This window comes from Acidobacteriota bacterium (assembly GCA_016195325.1).
Classification (GTDB): Bacteria; Acidobacteriota; Polarisedimenticolia; order JACPZX01; family JACPZX01; genus JACPZX01.
In genome coordinates, this window is record JACPZX010000008.1 from 1 (window position 1) to 20527 (window position 20527).

Annotated in this window: 15 protein-coding genes; 11 read left to right on the forward strand and 4 right to left on the reverse strand. The window is 68.6% G+C overall.

What is annotated here, in order from left to right:
* Positions 1-430: 430 nt before the first annotated feature.
* The 7 genes from HY049_01435 to HY049_01465 all read left to right on the forward strand — a co-directional run bounded on the left by HY049_01435 (position 431) and on the right by HY049_01465 (position 10462).
* The gene (locus HY049_01435; protein ID MBI3447572.1) at positions 431-1423 is read left to right on the forward strand and encodes a hypothetical protein; all 993 of its coding nucleotides are present in this window, start codon (positions 431-433) and stop codon (positions 1421-1423) included.
* A gap of 51 nt (positions 1424-1474) precedes the next feature.
* A complete protein-coding gene (locus tag HY049_01440) occupies positions 1475-2893 on the forward strand; it encodes an HD domain-containing protein (GenBank protein ID MBI3447573.1) in 1419 nt (472 codons plus the stop codon).
* Positions 2894-3030: 137 nt separating this feature from the next.
* Entirely contained in the window at positions 3031-4779 is a 1749-nt protein-coding gene (gene acsA / locus HY049_01445; GenBank protein MBI3447574.1) for an acetate--CoA ligase, read from the forward strand.
* Positions 4775-5842: an alanine--glyoxylate aminotransferase family protein gene (locus tag HY049_01450; GenBank protein MBI3447575.1), complete on the forward strand. Its 1068-nt coding sequence runs from the start codon at positions 4775-4777 to the stop codon at positions 5840-5842. The genes acsA and HY049_01450 overlap by 5 nt, the downstream gene beginning before the upstream one ends.
* 17 nt (positions 5843-5859) lie before the next feature.
* The gene (locus HY049_01455) at positions 5860-7452 is read left to right on the forward strand and encodes a phosphoglycerate dehydrogenase (protein MBI3447576.1); all 1593 of its coding nucleotides are present in this window, start codon (positions 5860-5862) and stop codon (positions 7450-7452) included.
* Between the two features lie 206 nt (positions 7453-7658).
* The gene (locus HY049_01460; protein ID MBI3447577.1) at positions 7659-9245 is read left to right on the forward strand and encodes a hypothetical protein; all 1587 of its coding nucleotides are present in this window, start codon (positions 7659-7661) and stop codon (positions 9243-9245) included.
* A gap of 164 nt (positions 9246-9409) precedes the next feature.
* Entirely contained in the window at positions 9410-10462 is a 1053-nt protein-coding gene (locus HY049_01465; protein MBI3447578.1) for a c-type cytochrome, read from the forward strand.
* A gap of 27 nt (positions 10463-10489) precedes the next feature.
* On the opposite strand, the gene HY049_01470 is transcribed toward HY049_01465, so the two are convergent.
* On the reverse strand, positions 10490-11506 hold the full coding sequence (locus HY049_01470) for a rhomboid family intramembrane serine protease (protein ID MBI3447579.1): 1017 nt from the start codon (positions 11504-11506) through the stop codon (positions 10490-10492).
* Between the two features lie 89 nt (positions 11507-11595).
* Between HY049_01470 and HY049_01475 the strand changes: the two genes are divergently transcribed.
* A complete protein-coding gene (locus HY049_01475; protein ID MBI3447580.1) occupies positions 11596-13062 on the forward strand; it encodes an insulinase family protein in 1467 nt (488 codons plus the stop codon).
* 6 nt (positions 13063-13068) lie between these two features.
* Here the strand turns inward: HY049_01475 and HY049_01480 are convergent, their stop codons facing one another.
* Together HY049_01480 and HY049_01485 are read right to left on the reverse strand one after the other, a co-directional pair.
* On the reverse strand, positions 13069-13428 hold the full coding sequence (locus tag HY049_01480; protein ID MBI3447581.1) for an STAS domain-containing protein: 360 nt from the start codon (positions 13426-13428) through the stop codon (positions 13069-13071).
* Between the two features lie 98 nt (positions 13429-13526).
* A complete protein-coding gene (locus tag HY049_01485; protein ID MBI3447582.1) occupies positions 13527-16583 on the reverse strand; it encodes a beta-galactosidase in 3057 nt (1018 codons plus the stop codon).
* Positions 16584-16832: 249 nt separating this feature from the next.
* On the opposite strand from HY049_01485, the gene HY049_01490 reads away from it, so the two are divergent.
* Genes HY049_01490 through HY049_01500 form a run of 3 tightly spaced genes read left to right on the forward strand, consistent with a single transcriptional unit; the run spans position 16833 to position 20042 of the window.
* Positions 16833-17645: an SAM-dependent chlorinase/fluorinase gene (locus tag HY049_01490; GenBank protein MBI3447583.1), complete on the forward strand. Its 813-nt coding sequence runs from the start codon at positions 16833-16835 to the stop codon at positions 17643-17645.
* 14 nt (positions 17646-17659) lie between these two features.
* Entirely contained in the window at positions 17660-18856 is a 1197-nt protein-coding gene (locus HY049_01495) for an acetyl-CoA C-acyltransferase (GenBank protein ID MBI3447584.1), read from the forward strand.
* Positions 18857-18875: 19 nt separating this feature from the next.
* Positions 18876-20042 (forward strand): acyl-CoA dehydrogenase family protein, encoded by a 1167-nt coding sequence (locus tag HY049_01500; GenBank protein MBI3447585.1) that lies wholly within the window; start codon positions 18876-18878, stop codon positions 20040-20042.
* A gap of 10 nt (positions 20043-20052) precedes the next feature.
* On the opposite strand, the gene HY049_01505 is transcribed toward HY049_01500, so the two are convergent.
* Positions 20053-20484, reverse strand: coding sequence for a DNA-binding protein (locus HY049_01505; GenBank protein MBI3447586.1), 432 nt, complete (start codon positions 20482-20484; stop codon positions 20053-20055).
* Positions 20485-20527: the final 43 nt, after the last annotated feature.

The window sequence follows — 20527 nt, forward strand, 5'->3', positions numbered from 1 at the left end:
AACGGACAGATCGAGTGGGTCCTGAGGCGGGCTCTCCGAGACTCGGGCCGCATGAAGGAGCCGAACCACGACGCCGGCGCGGGGGGGAAGCGAAAGCCGGGATGAGGGGGCGGCTCGCCGACGCGCCGCGCATAGACTCTAGGATCGTCGGCTCGCGGCGCTTACTCTCTATGGGTTCGGGCGCCGTCCCTCCCCGACTCGCCGTCCCGCCAAGCCTCGCCACCTCAAGCGGTTCCCGAAGCGATCCCGACAGGCAAGAGCGCCATCTCCCGTGGTCCGCGGCTTGCTCCACCGGCGGCACCACCAACCACGTGGACCCGGAGGATTTCGCATGCCGTCGTTCAAGCTCGCGCACAGGGTGGCCGGAGGCGCGCTCGTCGCCCTCGCCGCGCTGATGCTCCAGGTAAGGCCCGCTTTCGCCCAGGGGTGAGTGGCCGCAAGACTCGACGCGCCCGTGCCCGGCGCGCCCGCGGAAACTGGAGGGGTCGACAAGTGGGAGGTCACCCTCTCATGGCGCAACCAGAGGTCCGATCGCCACTTCATCGGACATGAGGACCAGCTCAACCGGATCACGGAACACAGCCAGGTCATCAACCGGATCAACCAGCCCGACGTCAGCATCACCCGCGTGTACCCCAGCGGCTGGCGCTTCTCCTTCTCCATCCCCTACCTGATCGCCGAGAGATCGAGCCCGATCCGCGATCCGAACACGAACGCCGTCGTCGATCGCAGCGAGACGGCGGCCAAGGGGATCGGCGACGTCACCTTCGTCGCGCGCAAGTGGCTCTGGGATCAGACGAAGTCCCCGCGTGGGAACGTCTCCCTCGGCATCGGGATGAAGATCCCGACCGGCGCGAACAACGTCGTGGACACCCGCGCCAGCATCGCCGCCAACGGCACCACGACGCTCCTCACGCGGACCGTGGATCAGTCGATCCAGCCGGGGGACGGAGGGTTCGGGTTCATCCTCGACCTCCAGTCGTACCTGCGGTTCGACAAGAACCTGTTCGCCGCGTACGCGAGCGGGACGTACCTCCTGAACCCTCAGACCGACAGCGGAATCCGGACGTACCGGACCGCGCCGGGGGAAGAGGTCATGTCGATCGCCGACGTCTACATCGCCCGGACCGGGGTGGCGTGGTATCCAGGGAAGGGGTGGGGCGTCAGCCTCGGCGGGCGCGCCGAGGGGGTCCCCACGTACGACCTCATCGGGAAGAGCACCGGCTTCAGGCGGCCGGGGTACGCGATCTCCATCGAGCCCGGCGTGAGCTACACGCGCGGGCCGCACACCTTCGCGCTCCAGATCCCGTACGCCATCGACCGGGCTCGCCTCGTGAGCGTTCCCGATCGCGCCAACGGGACGCACGGCGACGCGGCGTTCGCGGATTACTTCTTCATCGGGGGTTACACCCGGCGGTTCTGAGCTCCCGAGAGCTCGATCCCACGGCGCCGTGCGTTCGGATAGACTCGACGCATGGCGCCGTGGGAAGAGACGCTGATCGCGCTCGCGCGCCGGATCGATCGGGCGGGAGTCCGGGTCCACCTCGTGGGCGGTGCGGTTCGCGATCTCGCGCTCGGGCGCACCCCGCGCGACCTGGATCTGGTGGTGGAATGCGCCCCCCGCGACGAGGAGGGCTGCCTGAAGGCCCTCGCCGCCCGCGCGAGCATGACGCCGGTGGTCTTCGACCGGCGTCCTCCGGCGACCTATCGGATCGTCGTCGACGACCTCGTCGTCGACACGGCCTTCTGCCTCCCCGGCGAGATCCGCGCCGCTCTCGCGCGCCGCGATTTCACGATCAACGCGATGGCGCTCCCCGCGTCGGCCGCAGCGGTTGACGCCGCATCGCCGATCCCGCCTGCGTCCATCGTCGACCCGTTCGCCGGGCTCGCGGATCTCGCCGCGCGGACGATCCGCGCCGTGAGCGACACGACTCTCGAGGACGATCCCCTTCGCATGCTCCGGGCGGTGCGCCTGGCGGCGACCCTCCCCGGCTTCGCCATCGACGGCGTCCTCGGGGAGCGCATCCGCGCGCGCGCGCCCACGATCACCCAGGTGGCCGCCGAGCGCGTCCAGGCGGAACTGGATCTCGTCCTCCGATCGCCCCGGGCGGGCGAGGCCGTGCGGCGCATGGACGCGTACGGGCTACTGACTCCTCTCCTCCCTGAGATCTCCCCGCTGCGCGGCCTGAAGCAGCCGGCGCGCCACCACGATCACGACGCGTTCGAGCACACTCTCCGCGCGGTGGAGGAGTCCGATCGGCTCGCGCGCGGTCACGAGCTGGGCCTACCGGCGCTGGGGCCCGACGACGAGTCGGCGCTCAAGTGGGCCGCGCTCCTCCACGACGTCGGCAAGGCCGCCACGGCGACGGTCGACGTGGACGGCGACGCGCACTTCTACGGGCACGAATCGGTCTCCGCCTCCCTCGCGGAGGACGCGCTGCGACGCCTCCGCGCGCCGGCGCGGACGATCGAGCCCGTCGTGAGGCTGGTCGATCTCCACCTGAGGCTCGGCGCGCTCGCGTCAGCGGGAGCCGCCGATCGGCCGATCCGGCGGCTCGTCCGCGCAGCCGGCGAGCTTCTACCCCTCCTCACCCTTCTCTCCCTCGCCGATCGTCGCGCGGCGGGGGGGCCCGACGCCGCCTCGCGCGAGGAGGCGCTCGTCGCGACGTGCCGCCGCGCGCTGGATCTTCGCGACGAAGTGGAGGCGATCTCGCGGGCGCCGGCGCTCCTCGACGGCCGCGAGATCATGGAGATCACGGGCCTCGCTCCGGGGCCTCGCGTCGGGTCCATCGCCCGCTGGATTGAGCGGCTTCGGACCGACGGACGGATTACGACCCGCGAGGAGGCCGTCGAGATTCTCCGCAAGCTTCCCGCGCCGAGGACCCCGGACTAGTTCGTTGACTCGTTCCAGATGACGCGCCATACTCCCGCCTCGTTCCATCCCGCGCGCGCCGCGCGCGCTTTCCATCGGGATTTTCCGGGCCGCGCGGCCGATCCTCCGCCGCGGCGCCGCGCCGAAAGGTACCCAGAGTGACGTACGCGCCCATCCCCAAACCCCCCCTCGCCTCCTTCAAGGTGCGCCCGCACCTCGACGACTACGAGCGGATGCGCCGCGAGTTCACGTGGGCGAACGCCGCGTCGGGGATTCAGGGCCTCCCCGACGGCGGCCTCAACATCGCGCACGAATGTCTCGACCGGCACCTCGGGACCGCGCGCCGCGGGAAACCGGCGCTTCTGTGGGAGGACGTGGACGGCCGGACCGAGCGGTACACGTTCGAGCAGCTCAAGGAGCACGTGGACCGGGCGTCGCAGGTCATGGTCAACCTCGGCGTCCAGAAAGGGGATCGGGTCTTCGTCTTCCTCGACCGGATCCCGGAGCTGTACTTCGCGGTCTTCGCGGGGCTGCAGGCCGGGGCCGTCGTGGGCCCCCTCTTCTCGGCCTTCGGCCCCGACGCGATCCGCGATCGGCTCCAGGATTCCGGGGCGAAGCTCCTCGTCACGAGCCCGTCGCTCCTGCCCCGGCTCACGTCGATCCGGCGCGAGCTCCCCGAGCTGCGGAGGATCCTCCTCGTGAACCGCGACGGGCACGACGTGCCCACGCTGAGCCACGACGTCATCTCGTGGGAGGCGGAGACGGCGCGCGTGAAGGGGGGGTTCGTGCCCGTGCCGACCGGCCCCGAGGACTTCGCGATCATGCACTACACCTCCGGGACGACCGGGAAGCCGAAGGGGGCGGCGCACGTCCACCAGGCGATCCACGGGCACTGGGCCACGGCGCGCTACGTGCTCGACCTCCACGACGACGACATCTACTGGTGCACCGCCGACCCGGGTTGGGTCACCGGCACGTCGTACGGCATGTTCGGCCCGTGGTCGAACGGGATTACGAGCGTCGTCTACCACGGCGGGTTCAACGCGGAGGCCTGGTACCGCGTCATCGAGAAGTACCGCGTCACCGTCTGGTACACCGCCCCCACCGCCGTGCGCATGCTGATGAAGGCCGGCGAGGCGCTCCCGAAGAAACACGATCTCTCCTCGCTCCGCTACATCGCTTCGGTCGGCGAGCCCCTCAACCCCGAGGCGATCGTCTGGGGGATGAAGGCCTTCGGGATGCCGATCCATGACAACTGGTGGCAGACGGAGACGGGGTGCATCCAGATCGCCAACTACGCGAGCATGGAGGTCCGCCCAGGCTCGATGGGACGCCCCTTCCCCGGCGTGACCGCCGCCTGCGTCGACGCCGGCGGACGCGAGATGCCCCCCGGCGAAGAGGGGGATCTCGTCCTCAAGCCCCGGTGGCCCTCGATGTTCCGCACCTACTGGAACAAGAGCGAGATGTACGCCTCGCGCTTCAGGGACGGCTGGTATCACACCGGGGACCGGGCCCGGAAGGACGCGGACGGCTACTTCTGGTTCGTCGGCCGCAGCGACGACGTCATCAACACGGCCGGCCACCTCGTCGGTCCCTTCGAGGTCGAGTCGGCGCTCGTCGAGCACCCCGCCGTCGCCGAGGCGGGGGTGATCGGGAAGCCGGACGAGGAGCGGATGGAGATCATCAAGGCCTTCGTCGCTCTCAAGGACGGCTACGAGGCGACCGACGCCCTCAAGCGGGAGATCCAGGAGTTCGTGAAGGTGCGCCTCGCCGCGCACGCGTACCCGCGCGAGATCGACTTCCTCGAGTCGCTCCCCAAGACGCGCAGCGGCAAGATCATGCGCCGCCTCCTGAAGGCGCGCGAGCTCGGCCTCCCCGAAGGGGACACTTCCACGCTGGAGGATTGACATGAAGCTCTTCATCCCGGGTCCCACGGACGTCCGGGAGGACGTTCTCGCCGCGATGTCGCGCCCCCCGATCAGCCACCGCGGTGAGGAGGCCATCAGCCTCTTCAAGACGATCACCGAGCGGGCGCAGAGGATATTCGGGACGTCGAACGCCGTCATCCTGTCGACCTCGTCGGCGACCGGACTGATGGAGGCGGGGGTCCGCTGCGGCTCGACGAAGAGAATCCTCAGCCTCGTGAACGGCGCCTTCGCCGACCGGTGGAACCAGATGGCCGCGCTGAACGGGCGCGCCGCCGATCGCCTCGAGGTCCCCTGGGGCGAGGCGGTGGACCCCACCGCCGTCGACCTCAAGCTGAAGACGGGCCTCTACGACGCCGTCACGGTGCCGCACAACGAGACCTCCACCGGGGTGAAGAACCCGATCGCGGAGATCGGCGAGGTCGTGAAGAAGTACCCCGATGTCGCGTACATGGTCGACACCGTCAGCTCGCTCGGCGGGATGCCGGTCAGGGTCGACGCGATGGGGATCGACCTCTGCCTCGCGAGCGTCCAGAAGTGCCTCGCCCTGCCGCCGGGGTTCGCCCTGGCCTCCGTCTCGAAGAAGCTCCTCGACAGGGCCCGGAAGATCCCGGATCGCGGGTGGTACTTCGATCTGGCGCGGATGGCCGATTCCGCCGCGAAGGGTCAGGCGACGATCACGCCGTCGCTCCCCCACCTCTTCGCGATGGAGAGGCAGTTCTCGATCATCCTCGAGGAGGGTCTCGGCGCCCGATGGGAGCGCCACCGCGCGATGGCGGCGATGACGCGCGGGTGGGCGAAGGAGCGATTCTCGCTCTACGCGCGCGAGGCGGTCGCGTCGGACACCGTGACGTGCATCCAGAACAGCCGCGGCGTCGACATCGGCGCGATGATCACCGAGGTGAAGCGTCGCGGGTACCTCCTGAGCAACGGCTACGGCGACCTCAAGGGGAAGGCGTTCCGGATCGCGCACATGGGCGAGCGGCGTCCCGCCGAGGTCGAGGAGCTCCTCGGCGTGATCGACGACGTTCTCTCAAAGATGTAGCGGAGGCGGACAGCGCCATGGCCGAAGAGACAAGGGTTCTCATCACGGACGAGGTCTCGGACCGCTGCGTCGATCGCTTCCGCGCGGAGAAGGGACTCGTCGTCGACTACCGCCCGGGGCTGTCGGCGGACGCCCTGCGCGAGATGATCGGCGGCTGCACCGCCCTCGTCGTGAGGAGCCAGACGAAAGTGACCGCGCCGATCCTCGCGGCCGGCAAGAAGCTCCGCGTCATCGGGCGCGCCGGCACAGGGGTCGACAACGTCGACGTCGAGGCGGCGACCCGCGCCGGGATCGTCGTCATGAACGTCCCGGGAGGCAACACCATCTCGGCCGCCGAGCACACGCTCTCCCTCCTCCTCGCCCTCGCCCGCCAGATCCCGCAGGCGGACGCGTCGGTGAAGGCGGGGCGGTGGGAGCGCGGCAAGTTCGTCGGCACGGAGCTGCACGGCAAGACGATCGGCATCGTCGGCGTCGGGAAAGTCGGGCGCGAGGTGGCGCGGCGCGCGCGCGCGTTCGGGATGGAGGTCCTCGGCTACGATCCGTTCCTTCCCGAGGAGCTGATGGAGAAGTCGCGCATCCGGTTCGTCCACCTCGACGAGATCTTCAAGCGCTCGGACTTCATCACCGTCCACACGCCGCTCACACCGCAGACGCGCTACCTCGTCGGCGCGAAGGAGCTGGCGACGTGCAAGCCCGGGATGCGTCTCGTGAACTGCGCCCGGGGCGGGATCGTCGACGAGAAGGCGGTCGCGGACGCTCTCCGCGAGGGGCGGATCGGCGGCGCCGCGTTCGACGTCTACGAGCAGGAGCCTCCCAAGGACCTGCCGTTCGCCGGGATGCCGAACGTGATCTGCACGCCGCACCTCGCCGCCTCCACCGAGGAGGCGCAGGAGCGCGTCGCCGTGGACATCGCCGAGCAGATCTGCGAGTACCTCAGGGACGGCGTGGCGCGGAACGCCGTGAACCTCACGACGCTCGACGCGAAGACACAGAAGCTCGCGGGGCCCTTCCTCTCGCTCGCCGCGAAGATGGGGCGGCTCCACGCGCAGCTCATGACCGGCAATCCCCGCGAGATCATCGTCGAGTACGGCGGGGAGATCCCGCAGGAGGCGACGGGGCCGCTCAGCGTCGCGATCCTCCGCGGGTTCCTCGAGTCGCATCTCTCCAACCCCGTGAACGCGGTCAACGCCTCCTTCATCGCGAAGGAGCGCGGCATCCGGCTGCGCGAGATCCGCACCCCCGAGGCCGTGGACTACACGAGCCTCGTCACGGTGACGGTGGAGTCGGCGGAGTCGAAGCTCACGATCAGCGGGACCCTCTTCGGCCGGAACCTCGCGCGGATCGTGCGGCTGGACGGCTATCACTTCGACGCCCTCCCGGAGGGGTCGCTGATCCTCGTCAGCAACGACGACCGCCCCGGCATCATCGGCCTCCTGGGCACGACGCTCGGCCGCAACAACATCAACATCGCGAACATGTCGGTCGGCCGCGATCGCACCGGCGGCCGGGCGATCGCCATCCTCAACATCGACTCCGAGGTCCCTCAGGTGGTCCTCGACGAGATCCGCGCAGCGCCGGGGATCGTCTGGGTGAAGACGGCGAACCTCTAGCGCGGCGGACGCGTGCAGAAACGCGGAGAGGCGAGGCGGCGCTGCCGTGAGGCCGTGGCCAGCGATGAATCGCCCCGGTGGACGATCATGGACGCTCGTAGCACGAAGTAACTCTCACCCAACCACTCCGAGATGATCGCCCAGACCTCCTTCGCTTCCGCGCCAGAATGAGGTACCCTAGCGAGGCCCGTTCGTGGAACAACTCCATGCGCCATTCCCTCACCGCTCGTCTCATCACCGTCTCGCTTGCATGTATTCCGATTCAAACGTGGGCCGCAATGGTTCCCGCCGGTCCCGAATTCCAAGCCAACACTTACGTCAGCTACGGGCAGACCATCCCGGTGGTGGCGATAAACACGGCCGGCGACTTCGTCGTGATATGGAACAGCCGCCACCAAGACGGATCGGGACTGGGCCTCTTCGGCAGGTGGTTCGACGATACCGGCTCGCCCCGCGGACCCGAATTCCCGGTCACTGGCCACACGTCGGGTGATCAGGCGAATGCATCAATCGCTCTGGATGCGGCGGGGTCCATGGTCGTCGCATGGGAGAGCTACGGAGAGGATGGCTCGATGGACGGGGTCTTCGGGCGCCGATTCGACGCCTCGGGAGATCCCCTGGATTCCGAGTTTCAAGTCAATGTCTTCACGACGGACCTGCAGAACAATCCGTCGATCGCGGTGAACCCGGGGGGTGACTTCGTCGTCGCCTGGCAGAGTGAAGGTCAGGACGGATCTGACTACGGTATCTTCGCCCGACGCTTCGACAGCACGGGCACACCCAGGGGCGCAGAGTTTCAAGTCAATACCTACACGACGAACCGCCAAAGGCAGCCCGCGGTCGCCCTTGATGCCGCGGGTAACTTCGTGATGGCCTGGGAGAGCGACGGCCAGGACGGCTCGGGATTCGGCGTCTTCGGACGAAGATTTGACAGCTCAGGAGTTCCGCTGGGCTCTGAGTTCCAGGTCAACTCCTACACGACGAACAATCAACGGTATCCCTCAATCGCGGCCGATTCGGCCGGTGATTTTGTCGTCGTGTGGCACAGTCTGAATCAGGACGGATCGATGTATGGCATTTTCGCGCAGAGGTTCGACAGCGATGGGAGCCCCCAGGGAGCGGAGTTCCAGTGTAATTCCTACACACCCTACTCCCAGGCCTTCGCGTCAATCAGCATGAACGAGACCGGGGATTTCATCGTCGTGTGGCATAGCCAGTACCAGGACGGATCAGACTTCGGCGTCTACGGAAGAAAGTTCGACCGAACGGGAAGTCCCGTCGGTTCGGATTTTCAAATTAACGGGTACACGACGGGATCACAATTCATTCCGTCCATCGCGGCCAATGACGCGGGCCATCGCGTCGTCGCGTGGCAGAGCTTTGGTCAGGACGGCGACGATTTTGGGGTGTTTGTCCAGCGGTTCGCTCGCAACCCCTCAGTGATCGCCCCGCGGCCGGGCGACCTGCTCGATTGCACCGACCCAAACCTTTACCGCCCCACGGTCAAGTGGGACGCCGACGGTTACGATCGATTCCGCGTCGTCCTTTCGCCCTACATGGGATTTTCCAAGCGCACAAGCATCACGAGCGGAGACACGCTTCTTCGGACGACCTCGTACACGCTACCGCCAAAGAAGTGGCGTAACGCGTGTGCGGGCGCGCGGGCGGCGAATCCGGTCGCACCGACACTTTTCATCCAGGTCCTGGGCGTTGACCAGGATCTGTCGCAGCGAGACGCTGCCCGAAGGAAGCTCAGTCCAATCGTGCAAGTGAGCGTGACTCCCGGGATCTGATCGACACCACCGGGGTCCCCGCTCGTTCGATGCAACGCGCAGCACTTTGAGCGAGACGGGCGGAAGACGGGTTGGATGAGCTCCGACGGCGCCCCCGTGGACAGCGGCTCAGCCTCTGGCCTAGGATCGGCTCCCCATCGCAACGATTCCAAGGAGAACCCTCGATGATCAGATCCACCCGACGCAGCGTGCGGTCGTTCGCGTCCTTCGTCATCTTCTTCGGCGTCCTCGGGATCTTCCTCGGCGCGGTGCTCGCCCAGAGCCAGACGCGCCCCGCCGCGAAGGCCGCCGCGATCCCGACGCCTCCCCCGGCGTTCGACGACATGCCGAACCCCGCGGACAACCCGCCGACGGCCGAGAAGATCGAGCTGGGGCGCCAGCTCTTCTTCGACAAGCGCCTCAGCGCCGACGCCACGCGCTCGTGCTACTCGTGCCACGTCTGCGAGAAGGGGCTCACCGACGGGCTGCCGACGGCCGTCGGAGCGCTCGGCAAGAAGCTGACGCGCAGCAGCCCGACCCTGTGGAACATCGGATATCACAAGGAGTACTACTGGGACGGCCGCGCCGCCTCCCTCGAGAAGCAGGGGCTCGCGGCGTGGACCGGCGGCAACATGGGGGCCGATCCGAACCAGATCGTCCCCGCCCTCAACGCGATCCCGGGTTACAAAGCGCAGTTCCAGAAGGTCTTCAGCACCGACGTGACCGCCGACGGCATGATGAAGGCGATCTCCTCGTTCGAGAGGACGCTCTTCTGCGGCACGACGCGCTTCGATCGCAGCCAGCAGGGGGACGCTAAGGCCCTGGGCGACGCCGCGAAGCGCGGCTGGGAGATCTTCCGGGGGAAGGGGGGGTGCGGCACCTGCCACGCGGGGATCCTCTTCACCGACATGCAGTACCACAACGCGGGCGTCGGCATGGACAAGCCGGAGCCGGACATCGGGCGTAAGAAGGTGACGAACGCCGACGCCGACCTGGGCGCGTTCAAGACGCCGACGCTGAGAGACATCTCGAAGTCGGCGCCGTACTTCCACGACGGGAGCGTTGCGACGCTCGCGGAGGCGGTCGACGTCATGGCCGCGGGGGGCAAGCCGAACCCGCATCTCGACACGAAGAACCTGCAGGATCGGAAGCTCACGGCCGACGAGAAGAAGGATCTGATCGCGTTCCTGGAGTCGCTCGACTGCGAGTGCACGCTGTCGGAGCCGAATCTCCCGTAGAGATCCGGAAAGCGTGTGAGGCCGGCGTCAGGCGGCGCCGGCCCACATGAACGCGATGAGGGCGAACGCCCCCACCGAGGCGACGAGGCCGAGCGCGCTGAGGACCGTCCAGAATCTCTCCCACCCCGACCCGCGGTGCACGTCGGCGTCGGGGACGACATAGGCCATTGCGGCGCCCGCGAGGAACCCTCCGATATGGGCGGCGTTGTCCGCGTGGAGCAGAAAACCCATCACGACGCCGTAGATGGCCCACGACATCAGTTGCGACCGCAGCATCTGGCCGAGCGCGTCCCCCCGGCGCAGCCCGTACACCACCCCCACTCCGATCAGCCCGAAAATCGCCCCCGAGGCGCCGACCTGCAGCAGCCTCAGCCCGTGCCACCAGAGGCTCGCGACGTTGCTCAGGACGCCTGTCGCGAGGTACAGGACGAACATCTTTCTCGGCCCGTAGAGGTTTTCGATGAGCGGCCCGATCGTCCGCAGCGCCCACGTGTTGAAGAGGATGTGCAGGATCCCCGCGTGGAGGAAGATCGCCGTGAGGAGCCGCCACGGCTCGCCCCTCGCGGAGAGAGGCCCGTAGTTCGCGCCCGTCATGATGAGAGCCCGGGAGTCGAGGTTCATCAGCGCGGCGAACGGCGTCGTCTCGGCGGTCCCCGGCTCGCTGCCGAGGCGCACCGAGACGAAGAACCCGACGAGGTAGAGCGCGAAGAACGCGGTGACGAGGAGCATGCTGACCGACGGCTCGAACGGGAGGAGGTGCGCGAGCGCGCGCCCCACCCCTCCCGATTGGATGTGGGCCGTCCTCGCGCCGCACTCGGGGCACGTCCCCGCCGACGCCGGGATGAGCGCGCGGCACTCGCGGCACATCTTGGAGGAGGCCCCGATGCTTCGCCTCACGTTCTCGGCCTCGGCCTCCACCTTCTCGGCCTGGATCCCGCGCCGGCGACGCCACCACGAGAGCCTCCACGCGACGTGCGCCCAACCCCGGCGCAGATCCCGGCCGAGGCTGGCCGTGTCTTCGAGAATCTGTCTGAAGAAGTTCAACGTTCCTCCGCGCGTGAAGGGCTGGGCTATACTACGCGCCCCGTTCGTGGGGCTCAACCGGAGATTGCCGCCAGGAGATCGCGCGCGCCATGTCGTCGATTTCGAAGAGCGCGAGGCGTTTCGTCGCCGCGATCATCCTCGCCGCCGCGTGCTCGCCGGTCGCCCTCGCCTCCCCGCTCGACCCGGCCCAGGTGAGGGTCATCTCCCTTCCCTCCTCCGAGGCGCCCACGGTCGACCTGCGGGTCGTCATCGCCTCCGGCTCGGCCGACGATCCGCCGGGGCGTGAGGGCGCCGCGTGGTTCACCGCCCATCTGATGGCTCGCGGGACCACTCCCGGGGGGCCTCTGTCCGTCTCCGTGGGAAAGGACTCGATCGCCTTCTCCGGGGAGGTCCCGCGCGCGGCCTTCGACGGCTGGTACGCGGCCGTGCGGGACGCTCTCCTGAAGCCGTCGCTCGACCCCGCGGACGCGCAGGGGGTGCGGGCCGAGCAGGTGCGGGCCCTCGAGACGCTGGGGTCGAGCGACGACGCCCTCGCCTCCGAGGCGCTCGATGCGCTCATGTACCGCAACCACCCGTACGGACATCCGATCGCCGGCTGGCTCCACTCGGCTTCGACTCTGACGAGGGAGGACTCGGCCGCCTTCCACGCGGCCCATCTCGTCAAGGGAAATGTCGTCGTGGGAATCGCGGGATCGGTGAGCGAGGCTCAGATCGACAGGCTCCGCTCCGACTTCGCGACGCTCCCGGACGGCCAGCCCACCCGCCCCGCGCGATCGTCCACCGCCCTCCCCTCCCATCGAATCCTGCTGCTTCAGAAGCCCGGCGCGGATCGCGTGACGCTCCGGATCGGCGAGCCCCTGACGCTCACCCGGTTTCACACCGACTTCCTCCCCCTCAGCATCGCGACGGCAGCCTTCGGCGCTCCCGGGATGGCGTGGGCGCGCCTCGGAGCCGACCTGCGTTTCCAGCGCGGCCTTTCGGAGGCGGCGGAGGCCTCGATCGAGGGGAGCGGCGACGCGGGGAATCCTCCCGCGTGGGAGTCGCGCCGCAGGGAGCGAGCGCTCTCGATCCGCCTCGCGCCGAAGCCGATCAACGCCAAGTTCGCGCTGAAGCTGGCGCTGGCCGACCTCGAGGATCTCGCGGCCAACGGCGTGGCGGCGGCGGATCTGGCCGAGCCGCGCGCCGCGGTGGTCCGGGCCCACGAGCAGGAGACCGCGGGGGCCGATCACGCGCTGGCGGCGGCGATCGATGAGGCCGTGGAGGGGGCGTCGGGGTTCGACGAGAGGTTCACGGCCACGGCCGAAGCGGTGACGGCGCCCCAGACCCAGTCCGCCGCCCAGCGCCAGCTCACCGCGCGGCGCGTCGCCATCGTCGCCGTGGTGCCGGACGCCGCGGCGTTCCTGGAGGGCCTGCTTTCATCGGAGACGATGATCGAGTACCCGGCGGGAATCGCGCGGGAGACCTACCGTGCGAGGGATCTCGACATCGTCGGGATGCCCGGACGGATGACCCGCGACGCGATCGAGATCGTCCGGAGCGAGGCGTTCTTCAACTGAAGGGGCTCAGGCGACGCGGATCGCGAGCTTCGCGAAGGAGAATTCCCGGACGGCCTTCGAGCCCCCCCGGCGCCTGAGGCACTCGAGGCCGGTCATCTGGAGAAGCTCCCTCATCTTGCCCGCGGCCCCCGCGACCGTCAGCGTCCTGCCCAGGGACTGCGCTCCCGCCCTCACCGCCACGAGAGACCCGAGCCCCGACGCATCGGCGTAGGGCACTCTCGAGAGATCGACGACGATGTCGCTGATTCCCTGGTGGAGGAGCGCTTTCACGGCGTGGTTCAGGTTTTCGACCGGGTTTCCGAGGGTGAGGGCCCCATTCAGCCTGATTTCCGCGGTGTTTCCTCGAGTGACCGTCTTGACCTTCATCGCCTGTCCTCCCGTGGGCTCGTCGCTCGTTGCGCCGGTTACAACGGGGGGGGTGGGAAAAGGTTTCGCGGGAGGCGGGGAAAAACGTCCGGGCCGGGTCAGTGCTGGCTGAAGAGCTTCAGAATCTCGAGGCGGTACTCCTTCTGTCCCTGGAACTCCGGCACCGTCGAGGCCAGGGCATACCCGACGTTGAGCTGGATGAGGGTCCCCCACGGACCGACGAACTGGCCGCCGATTCCCACCCCCGAGTAGTTCCTGAACTCCTCGCCGAGCTGCCGATCCCGGACGCGCGCCTGGTCGAAGCTCGCCTCGAACCGGATGATGTCCGCGAGGTTGAAGTTGTAGACGAGATGCCCGATCGTCCCGTCGGTGAAGCGGACGCCGGACCCCGAATAGCCCCGCAGGCTGCTCTCGAAGATTCCGAAGGCGTACTTGCTGAACCGATCGAGATCCCGGCCCCCCATCTCCTCCACCTGGACTCTGACCTTCTGGGACTTCGGGAGGTAGAACTCCTTGGTGATCGCCCCGCCGTAGCGGGTGTAGTTCCTCGCCCCTTCGAAGAAATCGGGGTGGGTTGCCGAGGAAGCGGGCCGAGGACAGGTCGAATCCGTGGATCGGTCGAGGCCCCAGGGCGCGAAGCTCTGCCTGTCCGACCACTGCGAGTTCAGGGCGACGGTCCAGGCGTTGCGGTGGAACTCCGGCCTGAGATACGCGGTCTGGATCGTCGTGTCCTGAGGCGTGATGAAGGCGCCGCACTTCGTGTCGGCCTGCGCGAAGGTGTCGTACGCGAGTTCCCCTTCGACCTTGACCTTGAAGAACTTCGCGAACGGGAAGCCGAATCCTCCCGTGAGGCTCTGCGTCTTCCGCGTGATCGCTTCCTTCTCCCGCTCCGAGACGTTGCCGCTCACGGAATCCTGGCGGAACATCTGGTCTTCGATCGAAATGGCCAGCGCCTCGAGATCGACGTTCCAGTCGACCTTGGACCCGAGGAACGACGGGTCGGAGAGGTTCGCGAAGAGAACGACGCCTGCGAAGAAGAGGTTGGTCTGCAGCCCCTTGCCGGCGAGGTTCGAGTCGAAGTAGTTGACGCCCGCGAGCGGGATTGGGTACTTGAGCTTCTGGTTCTCGATCGCGCCCCCGAGAAGAAACAGGTTTCGGTGCACGTTGACGTTCTTCACGGTGCGCGTCCCGTCCGCGTCGCGCTGCGTGTACCTGAGCCCGCTGTCGGTGTCGCGCAGGATCTGGTTGGACGAGGCGAGAGCTTCGCGACGCACCGCGTCGAAATCCGCGTCGTTGATCTCGAAACGGGAGAGGGTGACCCGCTTGTTGAGAACGAAGTTCTCGCCGGCGACGGAGATCAGCTGCTGCGCCTCTATCCTGGAGAGGACCCAGTACGTGAAGCCGTCGGGGCCCGTGACCGGAGCGTACGAGTCTTTCTGGTCGTTCGAGATGATCGGTGCGGCAAGGTTGGACTGGACCATCGCGATCCGGACGCGCGCCGACGTCTGCTCGTCGACCCACACGCGGCCGCTGGCGAGGTTACGCGTGGTGTCGACCGGCTTGAAGGTGACGACGTGACAGGGGCGCCCGTCCACCACCTCGCGACCCTCGTAGTCGTACGAATAATCCTTCGACAGCGTGATGCGGAGCGGAAGGCTCGTCACCTTTTCGGCGTTGACGAACGGCAGTTCCGGGATCGTCTTCAGCTTCCATCGAACACCGTTGACATAGGTCACCTTCCTCTCCCACTCGGCGCCGACATTCGGGTCGAGAAAGAACTCCTCGTCGAAGTCCACGTCGACCGAGGTCTGGGTTCCGAAGGTGAAGTGCCACGACTCGCGCGCATCCGCGCGGAGGCTCTTCTGGAGCGCGTCCTGGGCCGCCTGCACCGCCTGCATCTTCGCGATGATCTCCTCGGCCGTGGGAAGCCTCTCACCGGTCACCGCGACGTTTTCTCCTCCTGCGGCGTACTCCGGCGTCGTGAACCGCCGGTACTGGAGAACGATCGGGTAGTCGGCGAAGGGGAGCGCGACTCTCGCGACCCCTGCGTTGGGATCCTTCTGGAGGCTCACCGTCGAGCTCGACTCTCCGGAGGCCAGGTCGAACAACATCGGGTCCGCGACGTCGGCCGTGTCGAGCACGAAGACGCCGAAGCCCCCGCGGTGCGACCCCTCGCCGCCGTCGTACGGCATCAGCACGAGCTTGCGAGTCGGATCGAAGAACCGCGCGGTCGCCGCCCCCGCGAGCGGCTGGCCGTCGGGACCCAGCACGCGGACGCCCCGGCCCGATTCGACGAGCGGGCTGAAGCCCGGCGTGAAGAGGCGGCGCGCCCGATCCATCGTCGCGAGATGGTAGGGACGCCCGCGCCCGTCCGGAGGATCGTCGAAGGTCACGAGCGCCGCCTCCCGCCCGATCCCCTCGGCGTACGCGCGGAGCAGCGTGCCGAACCCCTCGTTTCCCAGGAGGAGCCGGACTCCGGTGAGCCAGAGCTTCGCGCCGGGATCGCGCGCGAGAAGCACGCCGGAGAGCGCCTTCAGGTCCTCCTTCGACTTTTCGCTCCCGTCGAACGACGCGGCGAGCGCGTCGGCGTAGGGGGCGACCCCCTCCTCGTACACGGCCGCGGCGTACTCCACCGAGCCGCTCGACATCGTTCCGAGCGCGATGAGCGCGCTGGGCGCCGCCGATTTCACCGCGACGGCGGACTTCTTGAAGATGAAGGCGTAGTCGACCGCCGTGCCGGCGCCGGGGCGATCAGGAGACCGGCCGATCTGGAAGAATCTGACCCGCGTCGCGTAGCGCGCCGCGATCTCGCGCAGGCACGCCGTCCAGGCGCCCAGCGCCTCGGTGTCCGCCGGCCCGATCCCGTTCCCTGAAGGGAGGTAGAGAGAGTTCGTCCCGTACGGGTTGAGGACGATCTCGTGCCCTCGGGACGCGGCCGCGTCGACCAGGGCGTCGAGCGCCTCCCATCGATAGGCGCCGCGCTCCGGTTCGACCGAGGACCACGGGATGCCGATGCGGACGACGAGCGGGGGGAGATTCGGATCGGGGGGCGTCGACGCCTCCGCGGGATCCGGGATCTCCGCCCCACTCCCCAGCTCGACGTCCCAGCCGATGCTGTTCGCGGGGAGCGGCCGGGGCTCGGCCGCGCGCGTCATCGCGACGGACGCAAGCGCCAGCCATGCGAGCGCGAGAGGAAGAACCGGTGAGCGACGGGCGGGGGCCGGTCCGGGTCGAATCACTCCGGGGGTGCTCCGTTCGACGTGTCGCGTGGGACGGCTCGCGCGGGAATCCGCGCCGTGCGGACGGCGAACCGTAGCAAAGCGCGGCGGGACGGTCAACGCGCCCCTTCTTGTGTTTGCCTGCGCCGGAACTAGAATGGGCCCTTCGACCTGGAGACGTCTCGCATGCCTGAATCGCGCGTTCCGGTCATCACGCTGACCACGGATTTCGGAACCACCGATCACTACGTGGCGTCGATCAAGGGCGCGCTCCTCTCCGCCATGACCCAGGTCCAGATCGTGGACGTGTCCCACGACGTGCCGCCGCACGACATCGCCGCCGCGGCGCAGATCGTGCGGGACGCGTTCCCTGCGTTCCCGCCGAGGACCGTGCACGTCGTCGTCGTCGATCCCGGCGTCGGCACGTCCCGCCGCCCCATCATCGTCTCGTCGGACAACCAGTACTTCGTGGGCCCCGACAACGGCGTCTTCACCCTCATCTACGAGTCCGAGCAGTTCACGGGCGCGGTCCACGTCACGGCGACGCACTACATGACCGCCGACCCGAGCCCCACGTTCCACGGGCGCGACGTCTTCGCCCCGGTCGCGGCGCAGCTCGCGCGCGGGCTGGGCATGGAGAACTTCGGCGAGCCGATCGAGGACGCCGTGCGGCTCGACCTCCCGAAGCCGCGCGTCACCCCGGAAGGGGTGGTGAAGGCGACCGTCGTCCAGATCGATCGCTTCGGCAACGTCATCACGAACCTCTCCCGCGCGTCGCTCGACGCCCTCATGACGAAGCTGGGGCGCACGGGCCTTCGGGGGGGCGTGGGCGGCACCGCGATCACGGAGACGCGGGGCACGTACGCCGACGGCGCGGCCGGCACCCCCTTCTTCCTCTTCAACTCCTCCAGCCGGCTGGAGATCGCGACGCACGAGGCGCGAGCCTGCGACATGCTCTCCCTGAAGACCGGCGATTCGGTGGACGTCCACATCGTCTGACGGCGGGGCGGCCGATGCATCGCGACATCGACATCGTCGTCGCCGGAGCGGTGAGGACTCCCATCGGGAAGTTCGGCGGCGCCCTCTCGGGCTGCTCGGCGGCCGAGCTGGGAGCGGCGGCCGCCTCGGCCGCGATCGCGCGCGCCGGCGTCCCCCCCGCCGATGTCGACGAGCTCATCTTCGGCAACGCCCGGCAGGCGGGCGGAGGCCCGAACGTCGCGCGGCAGATCGCGCGCCGCGCGGGGCTCCCGGTCGAGGTTCCCGCCTACACGGTCAATCGCGCGTGCGGCTCGGGGCTCCAGGCCATCGTCTCCGCGGCGCAGGCGATCCGCGCGGGGGACGCGCGGATCGTCGTGGCCGGGGGGACGGAGTCGATGAGCCGGCTCCCCCACTTCGTCGGCGCAGCCCGGTTCGGCGTTCCTGAGGGGGACATCGCGATCGAGGACGGGATGTACCGCGACGGATTCCTCTGCCCGCTCTGCGGCAAGCTCATGGGGGAGACGGCCGAGACGCTCGCCGATCGATACGGCATTCCGCGAGCCGAGCAGGACGCCTGGGCCGCCACCAGCCAGCAGCGGGCCGAGAGGGCGAAGCGGGAGGGAAGGTTCGAGGCCGAGATTGCGCCCGTGGAAGTGATCGCGCCCGGCGCGGAGGTGCGGCGCCACCGCGACGACGAGCACCCGCGGGGCGGCGTGACGGCCGAGTCCCTCGCGAAGCTCCCTCCCGTGTTCAGGAAGGACGGCACCGTGCACGCCGGCAACTCGTCGGGGATCACCGACGGCGCGGCCGCGGTGGTGGTGACGACGGCCGGGGAAGCGCGCCGGCGGGGCATCGGACCCGTCTTCCGCCTCCGGGGATACTCGGTCGCCGGCGTCGATCCCGGGATCATGGGAATCGGCCCCGTCCCCGCGCTCGCGCGCCTCGCGGAATCGACGGGGGTCCCCACGCGCGACGTGGAGCTCGTCGAGCTCAACGAGGCCTTCGCCGCCCAGGTGCTCGCCTGCCTGAAGGAGACCGGGATCGACCCGGCCCGCGTCAACGTGAACGGGGGGGCGATTGCGCTCGGCCACCCGATCGGGGCGAGCGGGGCCCGAATCGTCGTGACGCTCCTCCACGAGATGTGGCGGCGCAAGAGCCGCACCGGGATCGCGACGCTCTGCATCAGCGGCGGGATGGGGATGGCCGCGCTCTTCGATCAGGCCGCCGGCTGACGGCGGCACCGGAGGATTCATGGCAGTCTTCGCGGCACTCGACTACTACGACACCGACGCCCTCCTCACCGACGAGGAGCGCATGGTGAGGGACACCGTCCGCGCCTTCGTCACCGACGAGGTCATGCCGGTCATCGAGAGGCACAACCGGGAGGCGACCTTCCCGGCGCAGCTCGTCCCCCGCCTCGCCGCGCTCGGAATCCTCGGGGCCAACCTCTCCGAGATGGGTCTGCCCGGGCTCGGCGCGGTCGCGTACGGCGTCATCATGCGCGAGCTGGAGCGCGGCGACTCGGGGCTGAGGTCCTTCGCCTCGGTCCAGGGCTCTCTCGTGATGTACCCGATCGCCGCGTACGGCTCCGACGAGCAGAAGGAGCGCTGGCTCCTCCCGCTGCATCACGGCAAGGCGATCGGCTGCTTCGGCCTGACCGAGCCCGATCACGGATCCGACCCCGGAGGCATGACCACGCGGGCGATGCGGGACGGCCCGGGGTGGATCCTGAACGGCGCGAAAGCGTGGATCACGAACGGGACCCTCGCCGACGTCGCCGTCGTCTGGGCGAAGACCGACGACGGGGTCCGCGGCTTCCTCGTCGAGAAGGGGACCCCGGGGTACTCGGCGAGCGACATCAGGGGGAAGTTCGCGCTGCGCGCTTCCGTCACCTCGGATCTCGCGCTTCAGGACGTGCGCCTCCCCGCGAGCGCGATGCTCCCCGGCGCGCGCGGGCTGAAGGGGCCCTTGAGCTGCCTCAGCCAGGCGCGCTACGGCATCGCGTGGGGCGCCGTGGGGGCGGCGATGGCGGTCTTCGACGAGGCGCTGACGTACACGAAGAACCGCACGCAGTTCGGGAGGCCGCTCGCCTCCTTCCAGCTCGTGCAGAACAAGCTCGCGTGGATGGTGAACGAGATCACGAAGGCCCAGCTCCTGTCGCTCCGCCTCGGGCGGCTCAAGGAGGAGGGAAAGGCGCACCCCGAGCGCGTCTCCCTCGCCAAGATGAACAACGTCAACATCGCGCTCGAGATTGCGAGGCTCGGGCGCGACATGCTGGGCGCCAACGGGACTCACGACGAGTACCAGGTCGGCCGGCACATGTGCAATCTCGAGGCGGTGAAGACGTACGAGGGAACGCACGACATCCACAACCTGATCATCGGCGAGAGCGTGACGGGGATCGCGGCGTTCTCCTGAGCGCGGGCCGTCAGAGACGGCGCGTCAGAGCCAGGAGCGGGAGGCCGACGTCGGGGTCGAGCGCCCTGAGGACGCTCCCTTCGAATCGCGTGAGGGCGATCTCCACCGTCGCGGAGACGCGGGCGGAGACGAGGTGGCCTCCGAACGCCCCTTCCGTCTCGTGGAAGGCGGTCACGTGGACGTGGACGACGGGATCGCCGTCCTTCCATGCGATGTTGCCGTCGAGAGAGGTGATCTCGATGAGCCCCTCATGCCGGTAGTGCCGGTAGACACGCTCGACCGTGTCCCAGAAGGCCACCGTGACATCGTCCGCCGCGCCGATCCCTCGGACGGAGCCGCCGCCGATCGCCTCCGATTGGACGAACTGCCTCAGCGCCGAGGCAATCTCCTCCCCCTTCATCACCCGCAGGAGGTACTGGTCTCCGAACCGATCGAAGGTCATCCGTCTCCTCTTTCCGCATTATCGGCATCGTCGGCGCGAGGTC

Coding starts and splice junctions, on each gene's coding strand:
- HY049_01505 (MBI3447586.1), bottom strand. CDS start 20,484: ATGACCTTCGATCGGTTCGGAGACCAGTACCTCCTGCGGGTGATGAAG.
- HY049_01475 (MBI3447580.1), top strand. CDS start 11,596: ATGTCGTCGATTTCGAAGAGCGCGAGGCGTTTCGTCGCCGCGATCATC.
- HY049_01455 (MBI3447576.1), top strand. CDS start 5,860: ATGGCCGAAGAGACAAGGGTTCTCATCACGGACGAGGTCTCGGACCGC.
- HY049_01465 (MBI3447578.1), top strand. CDS start 9,410: ATGATCAGATCCACCCGACGCAGCGTGCGGTCGTTCGCGTCCTTCGTC.
- HY049_01485 (MBI3447582.1), bottom strand. CDS start 16,583: ATGACGCGCGCGGCCGAGCCCCGGCCGCTCCCCGCGAACAGCATCGGC.
- HY049_01480 (MBI3447581.1), bottom strand. CDS start 13,428: ATGAAGGTCAAGACGGTCACTCGAGGAAACACCGCGGAAATCAGGCTG.
- HY049_01490 (MBI3447583.1), top strand. CDS start 16,833: ATGCCTGAATCGCGCGTTCCGGTCATCACGCTGACCACGGATTTCGGA.
- HY049_01500 (MBI3447585.1), top strand. CDS start 18,876: ATGGCAGTCTTCGCGGCACTCGACTACTACGACACCGACGCCCTCCTC.
- HY049_01460 (MBI3447577.1), top strand. CDS start 7,659: ATGCGCCATTCCCTCACCGCTCGTCTCATCACCGTCTCGCTTGCATGT.
- HY049_01495 (MBI3447584.1), top strand. CDS start 17,660: ATGCATCGCGACATCGACATCGTCGTCGCCGGAGCGGTGAGGACTCCC.
- HY049_01440 (MBI3447573.1), top strand. CDS start 1,475: ATGGCGCCGTGGGAAGAGACGCTGATCGCGCTCGCGCGCCGGATCGAT.